The organism is Brevibacillus invocatus (assembly GCF_003710915.1).
Lineage (GTDB): Bacteria > Bacillota > Bacilli > Brevibacillales > Brevibacillaceae > Brevibacillus > Brevibacillus invocatus.
Window position 1 is genome coordinate 1 of sequence record NZ_RHHR01000010.1, and the last position, 18,872, is coordinate 18,872.

14 protein-coding genes and 1 pseudogene are annotated in these 18,872 nt (G+C 46.2%); 2 read left to right on the plus strand and 13 right to left on the minus strand.

Features of this window, described 5'->3' with window-relative positions:
* Nucleotides 1-506 precede the first annotated feature (506 nt).
* From serC to EDM52_RS06060, 9 genes and pseudogenes are all read right to left on the minus strand, one after another.
* On the minus strand, nt 507-1,604 hold the full coding sequence (serC, locus tag EDM52_RS06020; protein ID WP_122908138.1) for a 3-phosphoserine/phosphohydroxythreonine transaminase: 1,098 nt from the start codon (nt 1,602-1,604) through the stop codon (nt 507-509).
* A 245-nt stretch (nt 1,605-1,849) separates the two neighbouring features.
* Nucleotides 1,850-3,160, minus strand: a complete 1,311-nt coding sequence (locus EDM52_RS06025; RefSeq protein ID WP_122908139.1) for an acetamidase/formamidase family protein — start codon at nt 3,158-3,160, stop codon at nt 1,850-1,852.
* Nucleotides 3,161-3,271: 111 nt separating this feature from the next.
* Nucleotides 3,272-3,418: pseudogene (locus EDM52_RS06030) on the minus strand (amidohydrolase); the annotation flags it as partial.
* Nucleotides 3,419-3,696: 278 nt separating this feature from the next.
* The gene (nfsA, locus tag EDM52_RS06035) at nt 3,697-4,437 is read right to left on the minus strand and encodes an oxygen-insensitive NADPH nitroreductase (protein WP_122908140.1); all 741 of its coding nucleotides are present in this window, start codon (nt 4,435-4,437) and stop codon (nt 3,697-3,699) included.
* A gap of 127 nt (nt 4,438-4,564) precedes the next feature.
* Entirely contained in the window at nt 4,565-6,058 is a 1,494-nt protein-coding gene (locus EDM52_RS06040) for an amidohydrolase family protein (RefSeq protein WP_183184858.1), read from the minus strand.
* A 163-nt stretch (nt 6,059-6,221) separates the two neighbouring features.
* Nucleotides 6,222-6,482 (minus strand): DUF2573 family protein, encoded by a 261-nt coding sequence (locus tag EDM52_RS06045; RefSeq protein ID WP_122908142.1) that lies wholly within the window; start codon nt 6,480-6,482, stop codon nt 6,222-6,224.
* Nucleotides 6,483-6,572: 90 nt separating this feature from the next.
* Nucleotides 6,573-7,256 (minus strand): YjjG family noncanonical pyrimidine nucleotidase, encoded by a 684-nt coding sequence (locus tag EDM52_RS06050; protein WP_122908143.1) that lies wholly within the window; start codon nt 7,254-7,256, stop codon nt 6,573-6,575.
* A gap of 75 nt (nt 7,257-7,331) precedes the next feature.
* Nucleotides 7,332-9,035, minus strand: coding sequence for a methyl-accepting chemotaxis protein (locus EDM52_RS06055; protein WP_122908144.1), 1,704 nt, complete (start codon nt 9,033-9,035; stop codon nt 7,332-7,334).
* 420 nt (nt 9,036-9,455) lie between these two features.
* Nucleotides 9,456-10,244, minus strand: coding sequence for a methyl-accepting chemotaxis protein (locus tag EDM52_RS06060; protein WP_276330093.1), 789 nt, complete (start codon nt 10,242-10,244; stop codon nt 9,456-9,458).
* A gap of 321 nt (nt 10,245-10,565) precedes the next feature.
* On the opposite strand from EDM52_RS06060, the gene EDM52_RS06065 reads away from it, so the two are divergent.
* Nucleotides 10,566-10,853, plus strand: a complete 288-nt coding sequence (locus EDM52_RS06065) for a hypothetical protein (protein ID WP_122908145.1) — start codon at nt 10,566-10,568, stop codon at nt 10,851-10,853.
* An 88-nt stretch (nt 10,854-10,941) separates the two neighbouring features.
* Nucleotides 10,942-12,381 (plus strand): hypothetical protein, encoded by a 1,440-nt coding sequence (locus EDM52_RS06070; protein WP_148038729.1) that lies wholly within the window; start codon nt 10,942-10,944, stop codon nt 12,379-12,381.
* On the opposite strand, the gene EDM52_RS06075 is transcribed toward EDM52_RS06070, so the two are convergent.
* The 4 genes from EDM52_RS06075 to EDM52_RS06090 all read right to left on the minus strand — a co-directional run bounded on the left by EDM52_RS06075 (nt 12,378) and on the right by EDM52_RS06090 (nt 18,821).
* Nucleotides 12,378-15,644, minus strand: a complete 3,267-nt coding sequence (locus EDM52_RS06075; RefSeq protein ID WP_122908147.1) for a DEAD/DEAH box helicase — start codon at nt 15,642-15,644, stop codon at nt 12,378-12,380. The two genes, EDM52_RS06070 and EDM52_RS06075, sit on opposite strands and share 4 nt — an antisense overlap.
* A 145-nt stretch (nt 15,645-15,789) precedes the next feature.
* The gene (locus EDM52_RS06080) at nt 15,790-16,809 is read right to left on the minus strand and encodes an ABC transporter ATP-binding protein (protein WP_122908148.1); all 1,020 of its coding nucleotides are present in this window, start codon (nt 16,807-16,809) and stop codon (nt 15,790-15,792) included.
* An 18-nt stretch (nt 16,810-16,827) separates the two neighbouring features.
* Nucleotides 16,828-17,892: an oligopeptide ABC transporter permease gene (gene opp3C / locus EDM52_RS06085; protein WP_122908149.1), complete on the minus strand. Its 1,065-nt coding sequence runs from the start codon at nt 17,890-17,892 to the stop codon at nt 16,828-16,830.
* The gene (locus EDM52_RS06090) at nt 17,889-18,821 is read right to left on the minus strand and encodes an ABC transporter permease (protein WP_122908150.1); all 933 of its coding nucleotides are present in this window, start codon (nt 18,819-18,821) and stop codon (nt 17,889-17,891) included. Before EDM52_RS06090 ends, opp3C begins: the two co-directional genes overlap by 4 nt.
* Nucleotides 18,822-18,872: the final 51 nt, after the last annotated feature.

Below are 18,872 nucleotides of genomic sequence, written 5' to 3' on the forward strand. Positions count from 1 at the left end.
CTCTATATTCGCTCGGAGTTGAATGTACGTAATCGTCTGAGGTTTTAGGAGCTGATAAGCACCAAATGCCACACACGTAGATAACAAAAGCAATGCCAATAATCGTAATGGATGTACAGACATACTAAATATCCCTCCTCTCAAACACTTTTTTCTAGCGTACAGGGAGGTCTAGGGACAAAAAAAGGACCGTGCCCATTCTTTGCACGATCCTACCACATGATCTATTTTTTCATGCATGTTCACTTTTTGATTGCATTAGAAAACTTGGCTACGCCAAGCTTTTGGCGGAGCCTTAGTTGCACTTATACTATCTTCCGCTAATCTTTTTAGCGCTTTAGCGCACTTAAACTTTCCGATAGTATTAGAAAACTTGGCTACGCCAAGCTTTTGGCGGAGCCTTAGTTGCACTTATACTATCTTCCGCTAATCTTTTTAGCGCTTTAGCGCACTTAAACTTTCCGATAGTACAAAAAAAGACCCTACAAGAGGGTCTCTTTCGAATATCAGCTATTTGCTTGTTGAAACGAAACCATAAACTGGCTCAATGCCTTGCATGCTTCATACGGAACCGCGTTGTAAGCAGAAGCACGGCATCCACCTACAGAACGGTGGCCATTCAAGCCTACAAAGCCTTCTTTCTTGGCTTCGGCGAGGAATTTTTTCTCCAATTCCTCATCCTTGACTCGGAAGGTCAGATTCATCAAGGAACGGCTGTTCACATCAGCATGTCCATAGTAAAATCCGTTGCTTTGATCGATGGCATCATAGATCAGTTTGGCTTTTTCTTCATTGCGCTTGGTCAACGCATCCAGACCGCCCGTTTCCTCTACCCAGTTGAGCACTTCACCCAGCAGATAAATACCAAAGGTAGGAGGCGTATTATAGAGGGAGTTGTTTTTCGCATGAATGCCGTATTGGAGCATGGTTGGAATATTTTTGTTCGCCAACTCCAGCATGTCCTTGCGAATAATCACGACAGTCACACCGGATGGCCCCAGATTCTTTTGAGCTCCTGCATAGATCAGTGCGAATTTGTTGACAGCAATCGGCTTGCTCAAAATGTCACTGGACATATCCGCGATCAATGGAACATCGCCGGTATTCGGGAATTCCCTCCATTGGGTACCAAAAATGGTATTGTTGGATGTAAGGTGTACGTAAGCATCAGAAGCCTCGAATTTCACCTCATCAAGACTCGGGATATAGCGATAATTGCTGTCTTTGGAGCTAGCGGCTTGGTACACTTGACCGAACAGCTTTGCCTCGGAAAATGCTTTTTCCGACCACGCGCCTGTCATAATATAGGCAGCCTTCTTTTCAGGTGTCAAAAAGTTCATCGGAACCATCGCGAACTGCGTGCTTCCTCCACCTTGAACAAACAGAACTTCATACTCATCGGAAATGGACATCAGCTTTCTCAGGTTCGCAATGGCCTGGTTGTGTACTTCTTCATACGTTGCGCTTCGATGGCTCAATTCCATAACGGACATGCCGCTGCCACGGAAGTCGATTAGTTCTTGTTGCGCTTTCTCCAAAACGGTCAATGGCAGTGCAGATGGTCCAGCATTGAAATTGTATGTACGTGTTCCTTGATGATTCACAACTCTCACTCCTCTATATCTCTTCTAAGCCCGGTGAAAAATGCATCTACCCAGCAAGTGTTTCTCATCCACGTACTATTATGCACTCTCTTTTCTTATTGTACATAGAAATCCGTACATTTGCAGTAAAAAAAACAAAAAAATTGAGCAAAAACTTAACAAAAGCAGCCGATTGACTGCTTTTGTTAAGAAAACCTAGCTTGATGCTATATCTTAAGAGGCGTAACCGCGTCTGGACTAAGCTATTACGAGCGGTTGTATTGTTCTTCGACGAGCTCCAGAAGCCCTATTTTCCCTAATAATTCAGTCGGTGCCAGGAACGTGACAGTTACGACACCCGGATGGCGACCGATCTGAATCGAACCAGTGATGGTCGCGCGGTTTAGTACCTCGGGAACAGTGATGCCCAAAACTTCCGCTGCACGAGCCAAGCCATTCTCAGTTGCTTCATTTAAGTTGCTACCGGTACCAATAAAGGAGATGGGCAGCGAGTCTTCCAGAGCATCAAGCTCCCAGCCTTTTGCAAATTGTAAGGCTTTTGCCTTCTCTTCAGCCGTGAAAGGCTTTGCCAGATAAGGCAAATCCTCTTCTACTGGCAGCAAAATGGGTCCATCCAGCTTTAAGCCAGGAATGACATGGACTTGTAAGGTTACGATGCCTGCTACATCTGTGGTATGACCGGCAATCTCACCGTCCCCTTGCATCGCGTGCATATCTCCAAGATAGACACCACCGCCAGGCACTTTGACTGGACAAATCAAGATAGCATCCTGTCGAACTCGGTTGATATCCATGTGTCCATCTGTTTTGTACTCCATCAATTGTTCCTTGGTCAGCGCATATTCATGGGGAGCATCGATCAAGAAAGAACCAAAATCCCCGGCGTTATGTGAGTCAGGCATTGGGTGGGACGGTGTCGTTCCCAACTGTCCGAGGAATGGACGCACACGTGCCAAGACTCCAACCAAATCATGAGGCGCAAATGTGACGACAGGATTTTGCATAGATGCTTCCGGTGTGTTCATATAGTATCGGCCATTCTCAGCCACGCGTTCAGCTGCTTGCTTCGGCAGGGTTACGCCGAATTCCTTTTGTTCGTTAAAAGCGATCGTGTATCCATTCGTAAAGGTGAACGGAGTCGTATCCGATCCGCACTCCACACAACGGATGGATTCCGGACCAATCCCTTCAATCCTCGTCTGCGGATAAAGTGTCCCACAGCCTGGACATTTCGCTGCCACGAATGGGTCCCCAAGAAATCTTCCCTCAATCGTTCTTTCGTTTCCGGATGCGGTCACCATCGAAGTCACTTCAATCGATTTGATCCGAATGGCAATCGCATCACCTACGTTCGCACCCTCGACGAAAACAGGCTGAGTGACTTCGTGTCCGCCCCGCAGTGCAGGGGTAATCATGGGTCCCCAGCATCCTGGTGTCGTATTGGCGACGATATAACCGCCATCACGCACAGGGCCGAGCATGGGCTGGGCAGGGTCAAGTATTCCATTGATAAAGCTATTCACATAAACCGTTTGCTGGGCAACTGTCTTTTTCATAACCATCGCTCCTCTTCCGGCTAAATGCTTACAACCCTATTATACATCTTAAAGCCTAGCACTTGGAACGTGCTAGGCTTTATGTCGATGACAAAGTGTAGGCAATTTTTACATGTTGGGGTGATGCAAGCCGGGGGATAGTCCGCAACCCAAACCTAGCATGGTTCCAGCCAGCTGTGGATTGTTGAAGGTATAGAAATGAAAATCTTCACCACCTGGTGAAACACAAGGCTGCGTGACTTTATCTGCTCCCAGCACTCCGGATAGGTCTGCACTAGAATTCCAGCATACCGCAAGCGTTCAGCCAAGTACTGGGAAGTTTTCTCCTCCTGCCAGCTGGGCTCCGCCAATCCATGCAGCTCATTGTAGGTTTGGATGATCTCGCCTTGACGTGTGCCGAGGTAGTCAAAAAAACGTCAATTACTTTTTAGAAATTTTCTGAATGTTGGATCGTTTATCATTTATTCATAGTAAAAAAAGGAAGATGAGCAGTTCTCCACGCCCATCTTCCTTCATGAGATTTTCAATCAATCGTACTAGTTCAATTGAATCCCTTGCTCTTTTACGAACTCCTTCATATGCACTCTGCGCGGTTTATTTACATAATGGGCCATTTGCTTGGTCCATCCATCTGTTTGCTTGCCATTCGTCCGACGTTCGTAATAAGCGGCCGATAGGCTTTCGTAATCCTCCAACGCTGCTTTTATGCCTTCTTTTTGGTAGCGCTCTTCATGAATGTAAGCTTGCTGAGGAAGACGGGGCTTTTGTTCAACCTCTTGGGCCGGATAACCGAGGCACATTCCCATAATCGGGATGGTCAAAGGTGGCAAATCCAACAGCTCAGCTACTTCACGCGGGTTGTTCCGAATTCCCCCGATCATGACGCCACCTAGTCCATAGGAACGTGCTGCGAGCAGTACGTTTTGAGCAACCAAAGCCGTATCTACAGCGCCTACGAGAAAGTTCTCAACGCCATCGGCAGCAAGCGTCTCCCCGTTCATCTCACACGCCTGCTTCAGCTTGTAAAAATCTGCGCAAAACACAAGAAAAACCGGGCATTCCTCTACCCATTTCTGGTTTCCGGTCATTATGGATAATTGCTTCTTGCTCTCATCGGAACGAACGACGATCACACTGTACGCCTGGACATTGTGGGACGAAGGTGCCCATTGTCCGGAAGTGAGAACATCGGAAAGAATCTCTGGAGAAATCGTTTCATCCGTAAATTTGCGAATGGAACGATGTGATTGGATCAATCGAGTTACTTCTGTGGACATAAATAGCCTCCTTGTGTGTTCGCAATGTAAGATTGAATTTCTAGTTATAAAGTAACAAATTGCAGTCACACTTGCCATCTTTGCAAGGGACCCATGCGATCCGCTTTTATCCAACCTTCTTCCCCAATCACTCTCTCGTTTCAGAGAGCGCTGCGTGTGAAGGAAAGGTTTGCACCATCGTTTGCAAAGTAGATTTATCGAGTAACTGGCCATCCACGACCACGGCTTCAATCAAGCGAGTATGGACGATATCCTCAAGCGGATTCTGGTCTAGGAGAACGAGATCTGCCCACTTTTGTTCCTCAATGCTCCCGGCAGAATCCGCGATTTCCATAAATCTTGCAGGTGTAGTAGTAGCTGCCTGTAGCGCTTCCAACGGTGATAAGCCTGCATCCACCAATAGCTCCAATTCGTCGTGGAGAGTAAAGCCAAAAACCTGATTGGGAATCGGCTCCATCTCGCTCCAAAGAGTATCGGTTCCTGCCATGATCGGGACACCAGTCTGATTCAAATCCGCAACCAATGCAAGAAATCGCTCATATAATGGTCTGATGATGGACTTGGAATATTCGAGATTAGCTGTCCCCTTTTCCTGATAATCGGCCCAGAATTGTTGCACGTCGGTTGGTGCATATTGCGAGCGTGAGGGGTCCATGGGGCTTAACAGGTTATGAAAGGTGACCAATGTAGGAACGACATGCGTTTCATTACTCGCTAAAGTTTCAAACAGCTCTTGGGCGATCTGTTCGTCATACGATTGCGCTGCTTCGAGATCTACAGAAAAAATGTAGGGCACATCATTTTGGTATTTTTGCCGAATTAGAGCTTCTTGCTTGGATGAAGCGATCAGAATCCCATAGAGATGTTCAATGCTTCTTTGTCCCATTTCCGAGGCTTCTCTCGCACTGACTGAAAATGGAACATGCCCAGCAATCGGGATACCCTGTTTTTTCGCTTCATCTACAATGGCCACATACATGTTGCGGGGCAAGTACGTATATATTTTGAGAAAATCGACCCCATACTGGGATAGTGCCTGGACAGCGGATTTCGCTTCATCCTCAGATTTCAAGTTGACCTGCATGAGGGTTCCGTCTCCCGATGTTTTGGGCCCGTCCAATGCAGGTCCGGAAAAGAACACTCGCGGAGCCAACTGCCCTGCTGAACTTGTTTTAACCCATCCTTCCATCTGTGAAAGGGAAGCACCCATATCTCTGACACCGGTTACTCCATTGGCCAATAATGATGGAAAAGCATATTTTTCATCATCCAGCAGGTGCACGTGCATATCCCACAAGCCAGGAATCAGATACTTTCCCTCCGCTTGATAAACGTACGATTCTTTTGGCACTAGAGCTTTATCGGTTTGCTCCACTTGAACGATCCTGTTCCTTTCTATGACTACAGTCATGTTCGGCAACAGCTGACCATCCACTACATCCACAATCGTGACATGGGTAAAAGCAAGCGGCTTCTGATCAGCTGTTTCGACTGCAGAAGCTGCTGGAGCGATACTGAAAGCAATAAATGGAAGGAATAACAGGAATTTGAGTTTAGAGAATCGACTTTGTATGGCTTGCTCCCCCCTCGCATATTGCTCAACCCTTATATGTACCACCATGATTGTAACATAAATAAGCGGGATAGTAGGTCTTCTCATCGGTCAAACTGCCACTTTGATCATTTGCAGTGGTCGCAGATGCAAAGGCGATTTGACGATCAACACAATGGCAAAAAACAAAGAACAACTGCTCGCAGAAGTCGAACAGCTGTTCTTTGTTTTGCTAATGCTTTTGATTTTTCGTTTGGTTCCATTGCTTGATTTGCTCGATCATACCACGTATTTGATCGCGTGCTTCGGCATGCTCCGGCTCACTTGCCCAGTGCTGAATGAGTGGCGGCATCACTTTCGTCATCTGGGTATACAGGCACCACACCTTGACCATTTCCACTCGCTCAGGCGTTGCTTCGCCAGTCAAAAGCTCTGTAAACTTATACAAAAGTTCCTCTAGCTCTGGTATCGCTGCCTCTTTTTGGGGTTCCATATGTCAACCTCGCTTTCGAAAACCATCCTGATATTCTACATTCATTGTACCGAATCGGGTCACCAGAAGGAAAGGCGTATGTTGTGAAGCCTACTCCACAATTTTAAGCAAATCGATCAGCTTCTCGATCTCATAGGTTGGTTCAATCCCTGTCGTGTTGTTCTTCTTCCCAGGATTGAACCAGCAAGTATCGATGCCATATCGATTTCCACCTTGAACATCAGAGGTCAGTGAATCCCCGATCATGAGCACATTTGATTTGTCCGTGATGTTCATTTTGGAAAATGCGTAATCAAAAATCTCTTTTTGCGGCTTCTGATAGCCAGTCTCCTCGGAAATAATGATCTGCTCAAAGGTTTGGCAAAGCGGGGAATGGGTGACTCGAGGGATCTGTACTTCTTTAAACCCATTTGTAATGATCCCCAGACGCAAATGGGACAAGGACTTGCACAATTCCTCTGCACCTTCCGTCAAAAAGACACCTTCCCCCAAAAAGCGTAGATAGTCGTGGCTAAAAGCCTCGGCATCTGCCATTACAGCATGAGTATTAAACAAACGCTTAAATCTTTCCACGCGCAATTCTGAAAGTGTGATAGTCCCCTCTTCCAGTTCTCTCCAGATACTTCTGCTGATCTCTTTATAGGTGGTTCGATACAGCTCTGCATCCTGTAGAAGGTGGTAGGCAGCGAATACTTTATCCAAGGCATGCTTTTCAGCCATTTGAAAATCAAACAAGGTATCGTCTAGATCAAATAGAAGAATGTCGTGTCTCATGATGTCCTCCATAGATCAAACAGCAAGATCACAATAAATGTGACCTTGCTGTTTGGTGATGTCTTTTGTAAAATACTAAAACTTGAATCCGGATATTTGCTGTTTCATATCATCAGCCAACGAAGCGAGATTCTGTACAGATGAAGTAATCTCTTCTGAAGTCGCCAATTGTTCTTCCGATGCAGCAGAGCTTTCCTGAGACAGCTTGAGCCCGTTCTCCGAAATACTTGCTACTTGTTCAATACCTGCAGCTACCTGGGCACTGAATTCACGAATTTCCTCTACAGACGAGCTTACTTCACGAACATGCGTCGTTACGTTGTCCATGGAAGCTTCAATATTCGCAAACGCCTGTTTTGCCTGTTCCGTATAAGACAAGCCGCCAAGCACCAGTTGATTGCCTTGCTCCATCGACGCAACGGCTTGATTGGTGCCTTGCTGAATCAATTGGACCATCTGAATCACTTGCTCTGCCGAGTGGCGGGATTCCTCTGCCAGCTTTCGTACCTCTTCTGCTACCACTGCAAATCCTTTACCATGTTCCCCGGCTCTTGCAGCTTCGATCGCCGCGTTGAGTGCTAGTAAATTGGTTTGCTCGGAAATGGATGTAATGAGAGACACAATACCCGTAATTTCTTTGGCGTGGTCAGCCAGAGTACGAATGAGGACCGTTGTATCTTCGGTTGACGTATGAATAGCATTCATCTGCGTCAGTACTTTGCTGATATAGGTGGCACCTTGCTTGGTCATTTCGGTCGCACTGACAGACGCGCTAAGCATGGTTTCACTTGATTCCGAGATATGAACGACTTCTTCCGCAATCTCTTCTACCTTGGATGCCGTCTCCTTGAAGGTATCCAACTGCTTTTCAGCACCTACCGCATTCTGTTGGGAAAGAAGCGCGACCTGCGCTGCAGATTCGGCACTTTGCTCTGTCGAAGCAGATAGCTCTTCTGTAGAAGCAGCGATGTATTCGCTGGAAGCAGATACCTGCGCCAAGATCTTCTTCAGATCCTCGACCATCTGATTCATAGATTGGACCAACACACCGATTTCATCACGATTTTTCACTCGAAGCGGCTCGATTGAAAAATTGCCGTTTGCCAGCTGCTTCATCGTTTCAGTCACTCGGACGACCGGATTGGAGATGAATCGGCTGATAAACAAACTGATCACAAGCCCGAGCACAAATGCCACGACTGTTGCAATAATCAACATATTGATGATAAAGTTTGACGTCTCTTTTGTCGATACCCGATCGTTGTCCATGACAGTGTTGGCTACATTCAAGATATTATCTGCATGCTCATGAAAAATCTGTCCCGCACTTTCGAGTGAATTATTCTGGTAGGAAATGATAGCTAGTTCTGGGTTGCTCTCCTGTGCAGACATAATATCTTCCATGAGTCTTTGATAGGTTTGATAAGCATTCGCAAGGTCATCGATCTGTTTTTTCGCTTCCTCGTTCGGAGCGGTAGAAGCAAACTGCTCCAGCGCCTTAGCAAAAACTTCCTTAGACTTTGCATACTCCTCGCGATATTCTGCTTTACCTGTCAGCAGTAATCCCCTGAGTGCGTTTTCTTGCGTAATGACCTCGGTCTTCAAGCGTTGCACATTTTCAATGACCAAGGAACGTCGATCCAGCAGATTGGAGTAAGAAGAATCGACACTTTGTACCTGTACGATGGAGATCCACGAAACGATCGAAAAAAGCAAAAGGACTGCCATAAAGCCGCCAACGATTTTTTTGGCGATCGTGAATTGAAAGATTTTCTTCATGAATGACTTTTCTCCTATTCCATTAGCAACATTTTTTTCTCTACAAAGGTTGCTGCTTCATGAATAGGTTCAAATAGCAAGTTCGTAATCTCCTTCCCTCCTTGATGCATAACTAGCTGCGAATAATACAACTCCTCATATTCCGTTTAATTGAAGGTTAGGCTCTATGTCGGTAAGAAAACAATCAGCAAGTATCAAAAATACGTATATTTTACACTGGAAATGCCTTATTCGCTTTTTTCTCAATCATTCTTGCCTGAAGAACCTATTACCATGCCTCACTATTTGGATTCATGCGATCCTGTAAAGAAGTGAAAATGCAGCAATACCAGCCACTGTTTTGCGAAAAAAGTGGTTTTGTGGAACTCAATATGCAAATATTGGTATACCTCTTGAGATTATACATTTCTCATAAACTTGTCAACGCAGGATTCGACAAATTATGACTGGTCCAGCAATTCTCTCTGCAGAAGAATACATCAGATTTGCAACAGATTCTTGTACCGTGTCCATCGCAGACATCTGATTTTCGATCTCAAGAACAACCTGTGTAGCTGCTGACGATGATTCCTGTGCAATGTGGTGCAGAGAAGATACGGTTGCGAGAATTTGTTGAGAGCCGGCTGACATTTCCTCTGCAGTAGCGGATACCTCTTGGATTTGGGAATCAACCTTGTGGGTCACGTCAATCATCGATTTGAACAACCCTCCAGCTTCACTGGCTATTTCCAAACCGTGATCCACCTCTTTCGTCCCATGATTCATGGACGAAACAGCTCTGTTTGTTTCCGATTGAATTTCTGTGATAAGCTGCGAAATTTGCTGCGCTGACTGATTCGATTGCTCTGCCAGCTTTCTTACTTCATCTGCTACGACAGCGAAGCCACGTCCAGTTTCGCCTGCTCTTGCTGCTTCAATCGCAGCATTCAGAGCGAGGAGATTGGTTTGTGAAGCAATGGCTGATATCACTTCTACGATTTGTGCGATTTCTTGGGAACGGCTGTCCAGCAGATGAACCACGGAAGCGGTATGATACACGGAGGTACGAATCTCATCCATCTGTGTCATCATTTGCGTCATGGCGTCATTACCACGATTGGCCTGTTGCGTCATATCCGTGGATATTTCAGCTACGATGAGCGGAGGTTGTGGGAATACCTCTCCTAGCTTCACCCCAAAATCGAGTATGCCCTCTGGCTTGATCCGCAATGGTTTGTTTAATCACTTAAGCTACGGTAAGGGACAGTCCAATCAATAAAACGCTCAGGCATGAAAAGATAAAATTCTTTGAGAAAAATGATAATTTCATACTATGACCTCCATATCTTCCTGTCGTACGTGAAAATGGGCTGCAATCTTTTTCATTTTCTTCAAATTTTTACACACATAGCTCATCATCCTTTACCTTTGTATCGGAATGTAACGGCAGAAATTTAGTTATTTTACAAATATCGACAACAAACTACAAATATTATCTTAACAGAAAATGAATTCTTTCTCTTCTTTTTACAGGACCAACTAGCGCATGAGATGGAAACAAACATTCAAAACTCGTGGTTTGTATTCTCTTGGAATCAAGAAGGAAAAATTCGAATTACCGATCTTGAACGTAATGAAATTCTGTCTGCCAGCCAATATCTGGCCGAATATGGTGAAATCTATAATGCACTCAGCCCCACTCTTCCGAAGGGATCTGCGAGCATTACATTTGATAAGCCCCTAGATCTTGCTGCTGGTTCATTGATTGAGCTTCGTTCCGAGTCATTTGCTGGAAGATTGAACAAGCCATTGATCCATCAGGCAAAAGTGACAGCATAGCCCGGAAATCAAGGTCAACGTAAAAACCAAGTATAAACAGGATGTAAAAGTCTTTCGAGAAGCCTTAGCCCTTTATTTCAAACCAAATGTGACCGAAGTCTACCGGAAGAATCGAATGGTGGATACGCGAGGATTTCAGTCCCATTACTGGCTGGATCATGAAGGAGTCCGCTTTGGCGCTGGAAAGCAGTCTGCTCTGCTCTATCATCCGTTAAAAGTCTCTTCCCTTGAACTGGATACCGGAAAAAAGGAACTCATCGTCAATCTTGATCACATGGGCGATCATCACTATGTTCAACAAACCACCAGCAATCAAGTGGGCAAGGTGCGTCACCCTTCCGAGTACCGTACCAATGAAGAGCGTGTTGATTCCTTTTCCCTCGTGGTCGGCTATCAACCCAAAGTAATGGCGAGATTTATAATTCAGCCCTATGGATATTTGACTACCCACGTGTGGACGGAGCACGCAGATGAACAAACACTAGAATCTAATCGCGCTATCTACTTCGGCTCGGAAAAAAGTACGCAAGCTTCGCAGGCGGTTGGCGGTTTCGTCAAGCATCGGATTCCAGTGACCAAAAGCGTGTTCTACTCCAATCCCTATTACAAGCCTTATTTGCGCTCCCATATTGCCATCGAGCAACATCCGCAATTTCTTCCATTTCTCGATGAGCTGCATAAACAGGGAAATGAGATTGTTTTACACACGCTGTACCTATTTGAACTCCGTCATTATCAAAGTACTACGGAGAATATCCTGGCCTTCATGAAAAATCGTTTTGGCAGTGTCACCTGGATCGATCATGGATACCTGAAATCCAGCTTTGCGTTTGATGGACTTGATAAAAAGACTCCCCACTATCTGGCACAAATGTGGGAAAAATACGATACGAAATATTTTTGGCACTATAGCGCAGAGGATACGGCCAACACGAACCTTTCTCTTGATCTGTACCAGACTCGCAAGAACGATGCCTTGCGCACACCCCTGTACTGGTCCCATCCGACGGTGACGGGTCCATTCTACACCTGGGCCTCAGCAGTGGTCCCAGAGGATACCATGTATCAATACAGTGGTAAAAACCTGTACGAGCTGATCCATAACCGAGGTGTTTTCATCAATTATACTTATCTGGCACGAGTACCTTCTTCGGAACGTGCAGGTCGCTTTATGATTCGGAATGCCAATGGCGAATGGGTCATCCATCCTGCTTTCGATCAGCTGTTAAAAAAGCTGTCAACCCTACGAGATCAAGGTGATCTGTATTTGACCACGGTGCGCGATATCATGAATTACTGGATTGCAATTTCCCAGGTTCGCATGGAATATGCCCCGAGTGGTGCTATCTGGTTGCACAATGAAGGTAAGCAGAAAATTTCCGGCCTATCTATGGCAACGCAAAGCAACGAAGTCTTTGTGAATGGAAAAAAACCTCTCCAAAGAGAGGTTGATGGTGAGCGAATCTTCTGGTTTGATCTGGAGCCTGGCGCACGAGCTGTGATTTCCAGCAACCCAGCTGATCATTAAGCAAGCATCAATATTTCTCGAATCTCCTCTTCTGTAAGTTCGGACATGACTTCTTCGCCAGGCTGAACGACTTCATCAAGAAGGTGCTTTTTCTTTTGTTGAAGCTCATGCATCTTCTCTTCTACGGTACCTTGACTGATGAGTCTGATGACTTGGACGATCTTCTTCTGTCCGATCCGATGCGCACGATCTGCCGCCTGCTCCTCAACAGCAGGGTTCCACCAGAGATCGTAGAGGATCACGGTATCAGCTCCGGTCAGATTGAGTCCGGTTCCCCCTGCTTTCAAGGATATCAGGAACAAATCTCGCTCCCCTTCATTGAACCTGTTGCACAACGTGACACGTTCGGAAGTGGGAGTTTTTCCGTCTAGATAGAAATACGATACGCCAAGCTCGGTCAATTCTCGTCCGATGAGTCCAAGCATCTCAGTAAATTGGCTGAAGACCAGGATGCGTTTGCCTGCATTTTGACATTCTTCTATAGTCTCTAGTAATTGCTCGAACTTCGCCGAGCTTCCTTCGTAGTCTTCCACGAACAATGCTGGATGACAGCATAGCTGGCGCAACCGTGTCAATCCGGCCAGAATCTTGATACGATTTTTCTGGAAGTCTTTATCCTGTAGATGCTTCAACGTTTCCTGCTGCAATTTGGCCAAGTAGGACAAGTAGAGCTTCTTTTGATCTGGCAAAAGCTCCGAGGTTTGCATAGACTCGATCTTCTCCGGCAATTCCTTTAGAACATCACGTTTCAAACGGCGCAACAAAAATGGTTTGACTCGTTTGGCTACCACTTGCGGATGCAGCTCGTTGAATTTTCGTCTACTTGGAAAGAGAGCTGGCGTTACTGCATCGAGGATGGACCAGAGCTCCTCCAGTCTGTTCTCCACCGGAGTACCGGTTAAGGCAAAGCGGTAAGTCGATTGAATTCTTTTTACAGCTTGTGCGGTTTGAGTCGCATGGTTTTTGAAAGCCTGTGCTTCGTCCATGATCAGGGTATGAAAAACCGATTTTGCAAAATGATCGTGATCCCGCCGAACGAGGGGATACGAGGTAATGATTACATCCGCATCCTCCATTTGCTTATACGCCTGCTGTCTCTCATCTTTGCTTCCATCTGCCAGTAGGGTTTTGATCTGCGGTGCAAATTTTTTCAATTCATTGCGCCAATTATACATCAGCGAAGCTGGTGCGACCACGATCGCTGGTCTCTTCTGCTCCCTGATTTCCGGCAATACGGAGACGAGAAAGGAAATGCTTTGCAGCGTCTTGCCAAGCCCCATGTCATCTGCCAATATGCCTCCAAAGCCATACTGCGCAAGCGTCTTCATCCATTGATAGCCATAGACCTGATAATCACGCAGGACAGCGCTCACACCGTCCGGTACAGGAAAGTCCAGATTGTCCGGGTTCCGCATGTTTTCCAATAGACGTCGCAAGGATTTTCCCAGCTGTACGGTTTGGCTGGATTTGATGTCCAGAAAACGCATGCCGTGAATCAAAGGAAGCTTCAGCTGGCTTCCGTCCAGATCCTTTTCACGGAAGCCGATCTCGTCCAAAAAATGGTTCAGCTCATCAAAAGCCTCCCCTTCCAGCGGCATGAAGGCACCATCAGGCAAAGAATAATACCTGCGTTTCTCTTCGACCGATCGCAGCACATTGCGAATCTCGGATTCTGGTATTCCATCGAAATCAAAGGTCACTTCCAGCCAATTGGTTCTTTCCTTCATGTCCACCTTGATTTTGGGTGGTGCTAGATTGGTATACACCCTGTTTTTCACCGATGTCGTTGCGTATACCTTGACGAGCTTTTCCATTTCTGGCAACACATGATAGAGAAAGTCATACTCTGCTTCGTCCTCTTCCAGATAAAATCCGCCTTCTGTTCTCGTAAACAAGCTTTGCTCTAATAGTTCCAGGATGCGTTGCTCTTTTTCTGTATCTCGAACCAGAATGTGCGCAGATGCCCGCATTTTTTCATCCAGTGGGTCAATGACGATTTGTCCATAATGAAATTCCAATCCCGCTAACAGTCGATCCTTTACGCGATCCAAAAAAAGTTTGGCCCTAAGCTCTGTTTTTAAGATTCGATCCGCGATCGTCTTTGCAATTTGCACGTCTCCCAGCTTCATCAAACCCGGAACGACATGCTCCATGAAGGGGTCCATTTGTTCGGGCAGCAATCGAACGAACCCATTTGAGGATGCTTCCATCAGCTGCTTTAGCTTGAATAATCGCGAACAGTACTCTCTGGATAAGGAATGGATTTTCCCCCCGTACAGGATGTGACCGTAGTCCTCCATCACCGTCAACTGTTCAAACCCCTTCACATGTAGCAGGTAGTGCTGACCCTGTGGGGATTCTTCCTGATCCAGCTCAAAATGAAGCGGAAGTGAATCTTCTGCCTTCATGACTCGATCATGCGTAACCTCACCTTGAGTGAGTTTCGCCGAGGGAGCTTTCAATAAATGCGGCAGCATCTGTTCCCACAGTACGGGTGGAATCAAAAGATATCGATCACCGTTGCGGCTGCTATGATGACTGCTCTGGAGATTACTTGCATCCCGGTACATCGTCTCGTTTTGATAGACTTGCATAAGCTGTTTGATAAGCACTTCATTTTCGGCATGAAAACAATGCTGTTTGGGATCATACGTAAAATGCTTCGAGAATACGAACGTTTCCCCTCTGATAAGGCTGCTGAGAAAATCCCGGATTTTCTGGACGATATATAATCTCTTTGACCCTAGCTTCATTTCGATACCAAACATAAACTGACGATATCCGTAAGGGATTGTCTTGACGTTGAATTCTACATCGAGAGTTTCCCTGGTATCAAAGCGACTACGTCCAATTTGAGCTGCCTTTTTCTGTTTAGCTGGCACCTGGAACAAATCCAGAATACTTTTCGCCACATGTGCATCTCGAGAAGGATGATCCTGTTGCCTATATTCGAATGATCGGGGAGCTCGATAACCGTTTTTATTTTCATATAGGAAGATCAGTACCCCCGCGATATGCTGGCAGTAATGATCATAGGAAGACAACGAGGGGCATGTACACGCTGCCTGTAATTCCTGTCTCGGTTCCTCTTGGATGGTGACCGTGAAGTCTTCCTTTGCATGAACAATTCCTTGGTATACGCCGAATTTTTCATCACAGACGACAAGCTCGATCTTTCGCTCGCGGAAGTATGCTTCGCCCTTCTCATAAGCCATTCGTCCGCAAAAGGATTGAATTTCTTTCCTCGTTAACTGAAAACCCATCATCTGATTCCTTTCCGTTGCTTTTATCATCCGTGCCGCTTTTCTTCATCATACCATGACTAAAAAGAAAAAAGCTCTCTCGCGCAGTCGTTTTCACATGGAAACAACTGAACAAAAAAGCGAATGTATGTTTTCTTTTTATGGATTACAGACTTCCTTGTGCCTGGAATATTTCCTTGGCTTTTTGAGAGCGCTGATCATGCAGCCAGCAGGAAGTCAGATGTTGATCATCCAGCCTGGTCTCTGGCGGAGAATGGTGATGGCAAACCTTCATCACATACGGACAGCGTGGGGCAAAAGCACAACCAGCCCCTAGCCTGCTCACATCTGGTGGAGAACCCGGAATTGGGACGAGTGGCTCCTGACGATTGGCATCCAGTCTCGGCATCGACTTCAGCAAGCCTTTGGTGTAAGGATGCTGCGGATTCGAAAAGATCTCTTCGGTCGGTCCGATTTCTACGATTTCACCCGTGTACATGACCGCGACACGCTGGGCCATATTGGCTACTACACCGAGATCGTGCGTGATCAGGATGAGACCCATTTGCGTCTGCTCCTGAACACTTTTCATCAAATCAAGGATTTGTGCCTGAATCGTGACATCGAGAGCGGTAGTCGGCTCATCCGCAATCAATACATTGGGACGACAGGCTAATGCAATGGCAATGACGACGCGCTGTCTCATACCACCTGAGAACTGATGGGGATAGGCTTCGATTCTCTCTTCCGCGTTCGGAATCCCAACCAACTTCAACATCTCAATCGCTTTTTGACGTGCCTCAGCTTTAGTCAAAGTCTGGTGCTGCACGAGTCCTTCCATGATCTGCTTGCCGATCTTCATGGTCGGATTGAGAGAGGTCATCGGGTCCTGGAAGACCATCGAAATTTCCTTCCCACGCAAAGCTTCGATCTCGCGAGGAGAATACTTCAAGATATCCTTATTCAAGTAGTGGATGCTGCCATCTGTAATTTGGGTCGTCTGAGGCGGCAGCAAGCGCATCAGGCTTTTTGCTGTTACGGATTTTCCTGATCCGGACTCTCCCACAATAGCTAAAGTCTCGCCTTTTTTGAGAGAAAAGGAAACCCCGCGAACTGCCTGGATGACTCTATCTTGGAGGTGAAAAGAGATACGCAAATTTTCAACAGAGAGGATTGTCTCGTTCATCAGATACCTATCCCTTTCCTATTTTTTCATTCTTGGGTCGAGAGCATCGCGAAGTCCGTCAGCCAACAGGTTGAAGCTGATCATCAATACGCTGATGATAATACCCGGAAATACGAGTTTGTAAGAGAAATACCGCATGGCAACATATCCGTCCTGGATGAGCATCCCCAAAGATGCGAGAGGTGGTTGTAGACCCAAGCCGATAAAACTCAGGAATGCTTCGAAAAAGATTGCACTGGGAATCGTGAACATGATCGTTACCAGAATTGGGCCAATGGCATTTGGCAGCAAATGCTTGACGATCAAGCGAGAGTTGGAAGCTCCCAATGCTTTGGAGGCAATAACAAACTCCTGCGCTTTGATTTGAAGGATTTGTCCGCGTACGACACGCGCCATACTTACCCATCCAGTTACAATCATCGCTAACACAATCGAGAATATCCCAGGTTCCAGGATCAAGATAAACAGGATGATTACGATCAGGTTTGGAATCCCTACCAGCACCTCGATGATCCGCTGCATGACGTTGTCGAGCTTGCCACCGTAGAATGCAGAGATACCACCATAGGCAACCCCAATGATCAAATCGAGGATCGCTGCCAAGGAAGCGATGAGCAACGAAATTTGTGTCCCCTTCCAAACTCGCGTCCAGAGATCACGTCCGAATTCATCCGTACCGAACCAAAAATTCTCTGTAATTCCCCGTTTTTCATATTGGTCTACACCGTTGTTGTCTCTTCCGTCCAGTCCGAGCCATTCAAGACCGGCGACTTTTGGAGGCAAATTGGTGAACAAGAGATTTTGTTCGTCATAGGTACGACCAGACATTTGCGGACCTACCAAGGCTAGAAACGTAATCAACACAATCATGATCATGGACAAGACGGCACCTTTATTCTTCAATAATCGCTGCCAGGCATCTTGCCATACGGATTTCATGGGACCGCTTATTTGTTCTTGGAGACTCGAGTCCACAGGCTCTGGGACGAACAGATCATCACTGATGGTATCCCGAGGGGAAACAGTGGAGACGGATTGTGGAAGCTGTACATTGTTTTTGTTCTTTTCTAGTTCCATGCTCATCCTTTTTGTTTTCCTCCTCGCAAGTTGATTCGTGGATCCAAAAGCCCATACAGGATATCTACCAAGAACACCATGAAGATAAAGAGAAAACTGTAAAATAAGGTAATCCCCATAATTACACTGTAATCATTGACAATGACGGACAATGAGAACTGCTCACCAAGTCCTGGTACAGAGAAGATTTTTTCAATGACCAAAGTACCAGTCATAATATTAATCGCCAATGGCCCCAGCATGGTGACGACAGGAATCAACGCATTTCGCAACACGTGGCGAATAATCACCTTGCCGTTATTCAAACCTTTCGCACGAGCAGTCAAAACGTAATCCTGGCTGATCACGTCGAGCATTTCCGTGCGGATGAAACGTGCCACGGTCGCAATTACTGTAACGGACAGCGCAAGCGTAGGCAAAATGGTATATTCGTAGCCTTTCCACAGGGCAGGGGGTAGAAGTCCCCATTTCAACCCTACGTAATACTGCAAGAGTGCAGCAAAAACGAAAGATGGAATCGACATCCCCAAAACAGCAAGTGTAACCGAGGTATAGTCCAGCACACTATTATGACGCAGGGCCGAAGTGACCCCTAGGACGAGACCAATCAAGGTACCTAAGACCAAAGCCTGAAAACCGATCAAAGCGGAAGGTCCTATACGCTCTGATATGACTTCTGTCACACTTCTGCCGACATACTTGTATGAATCACCCAGGTCACCTTGGACCAGATTGCTCATGTATTTCAAATATTGAATAGCAACAGGCTGGTCTAATCCGTATTTGGCGTTCAAGTTGGCCAGCTGCTGCTCGTTTAGTCGGTCGTTATTAAAGGGCGTACCTGGAAGCATTTTCATCAAAAAAAACGTCGCGGTCGCGATAACAATAAGTGTGACCAGCATATATCCCAACCGTCTAAGCAAATATGCTCCCACTTCGTCCACCTCATCTCATTCCAGCATCATATTGTACATCCTTACAGGGGC

What these genes read in the sequence shown, in the direction of transcription:
- EDM52_RS06040 (WP_183184858.1), bottom strand. Translation starts at nt 6,058, where the DNA reads ATGGTGGTACATATAAGGGTTGAGCAATATGCGAGGGGGGAGCAAGCC.
- EDM52_RS06050 (WP_122908143.1), bottom strand. Translation starts at nt 7,256, where the DNA reads ATGAGACACGACATTCTTCTATTTGATCTAGACGATACCTTGTTTGAT.
- EDM52_RS06025 (WP_122908139.1), bottom strand. Translation starts at nt 3,160, where the DNA reads ATGAAAAAGACAGTTGCCCAGCAAACGGTTTATGTGAATAGCTTTATC.
- opp3C (WP_122908149.1), bottom strand. Translation starts at nt 17,892, where the DNA reads ATGAGCATGGAACTAGAAAAGAACAAAAACAATGTACAGCTTCCACAA.
- EDM52_RS06065 (WP_122908145.1), top strand. Translation starts at nt 10,566, where the DNA reads ATGGAAACAAACATTCAAAACTCGTGGTTTGTATTCTCTTGGAATCAA.
- EDM52_RS06075 (WP_122908147.1), bottom strand. Translation starts at nt 15,644, where the DNA reads ATGGGTTTTCAGTTAACGAGGAAAGAAATTCAATCCTTTTGCGGACGA.
- nfsA (WP_122908140.1), bottom strand. Translation starts at nt 4,437, where the DNA reads ATGTCCACAGAAGTAACTCGATTGATCCAATCACATCGTTCCATTCGC.
- EDM52_RS06045 (WP_122908142.1), bottom strand. Translation starts at nt 6,482, where the DNA reads ATGGAACCCCAAAAAGAGGCAGCGATACCAGAGCTAGAGGAACTTTTG.
- EDM52_RS06080 (WP_122908148.1), bottom strand. Translation starts at nt 16,809, where the DNA reads ATGAACGAGACAATCCTCTCTGTTGAAAATTTGCGTATCTCTTTTCAC.
- EDM52_RS06055 (WP_122908144.1), bottom strand. Translation starts at nt 9,035, where the DNA reads ATGAAGAAAATCTTTCAATTCACGATCGCCAAAAAAATCGTTGGCGGC.